Source organism: Oceanicola sp. S124, from assembly GCF_000220565.1.
In the GTDB taxonomy this organism is placed as follows: domain Bacteria; phylum Pseudomonadota; class Alphaproteobacteria; order Rhodobacterales; family Rhodobacteraceae; genus Pseudooceanicola.
In genome coordinates, this window is record NZ_AFPM01000148.1 from 1 (window position 1) to 1,566 (window position 1,566).

2 protein-coding genes are annotated in these 1,566 nt (G+C 70.2%); both read left to right on the plus strand.

Features of this window, described 5'->3' with window-relative positions; translation table 11 throughout:
• The coding region (locus OS124_RS0110105) for a hypothetical protein (protein WP_010139456.1) at nucleotides 1-996 on the plus strand (996 nt) is incomplete at its 5' end.
• On the plus strand, nucleotides 993-1,566 hold a 574-nt coding region (locus OS124_RS0110110; protein WP_029375331.1), incomplete at its 3' end, for a cytochrome P450. The genes OS124_RS0110105 and OS124_RS0110110, both read left to right, overlap by 4 nt.

Sequence of the window (1,566 nt, forward strand, 5' to 3'; positions counted from 1 at the left end):
TCCGACATCGTGCGCGCCTCGATGGGCCACGGGATCGGCGCCACCTACCTGGCGCTGGTACGCACCGCCTGGGTCTACATCTCGACCGGGGCGCTGTTCCGACTGACGCGCCTGCGCAAGGGGCCGGTGATCGCGGCGCTCTACCCGGTCGGTTTCCTGCTGCTGCAACTGGCGCTGGCGGTGGCGCTTGGCTGGGGGGGCTACACGGGGGCCTCTCTGCTTGGTGCGCGCCTCGGCGCGGCGCTGGCCGGGCAGGGGGTGGGCGTGGCGCTTGGCCTCGCCCTCGGCTGGGGGATGCTGAGCTGGTTCAAGGCCCGCGACGGCAGGTTCTTCGCCTATTACCTGATGCACGACTACGCCTTCTCGGCCCGCCATCGTGGCGCCAACCCGCCCGCGCTGGAAGACCGCCTGACCGCCTTCCGCGCCCGCATCGCCGAGGCGCTGCGCAGCGAGGTCGACGAAGTGCTGGTCGTCGGCCATTCCTCCGGCGCCCATCTGGCGGTCTCGATCCTGTCGGACCTGATCCGCGCCGGCGAGGTGGCGCGGCACGGACCGGAGCTGTCGTTCCTCTCGCTTGGGCAGGTGGTGCCCATGGTCTCCTTCCTGCCCGAGGCGCGGCGTCTGCGGGGCGACCTTGCCTTCCTCGCGGCGCGGGACGAGCTGTTCTGGCTGGATGTCACCGCCCCCGGGGATGGCTGTGCCTTCGCGCTCTGCGATCCGGTCAGCGTCAGCGGCGTGGCCCCCGAGGGCAAGCGGCATCCGCTGGTGATTTCGGCCGCCTTCACCCAGACCCTTTCCCCGGAGCGCTGGCAGCAGCTGAAACGACGCTTCTTCCGGCTGCATTTCCAATACCTCTGTGCCTTCGACCGGCCCGGGGATTATGACTACTTCCGCATCACCGCCGGGCCGCTGACGCTGGCTCAGCGCTTTGCCGGGCGGGCCCCGTCGAAAAGCCGGATCGAGACGCCGGTCAACCGCTACCGGACCACCTCATGACGCCGCCGAAACCGCCCTCCCGTCCTGACAGGGTGCCGCTCTGGCGCTATGCTAGGCTGTTCCGGGCCGACCTGCTCTCGGCCCAGCCGGCGCGGCTTTACCGGGCCTGGATGGCCGAGTTCCGCACACCCTTCTTCCGCTCCTTCCTGGTCAACCAGCCCGACCTCGTGGCCGAGGTGCTGAAGAAACGCCCCGGCGATTTCCCCAAAAGCGACCGGGTGGCCGAGGGGCTGCGGCCGATCCTGGGCAATTCGGTCTTCCTGACCAATGGCGCGACATGGCAGCGGCAGCGGCGCATCATCGACCCGGCCTTCGAGGGCGGGCGGCTGCGCGACACCTTCGCGGCGATGCAGGCGGCGGCGCTGGCCTGTGCCGACCGCCTCGCCACCGGAGAGGTCGAGATCGAGGCCGAGGCCAGCCATGCCGCCGCCGACGTGATCTTCCGCACGCTCTTCTCGATCCCGATCGAACACGAGATGGCGGCAGAGGTCTTCGCCGAGTTCCGCGCCTACCAGCAGGCCCAGCCGATCGTGAACCTCGCCGCGCTCGTCCCGCTGCCGCGCTGGATGC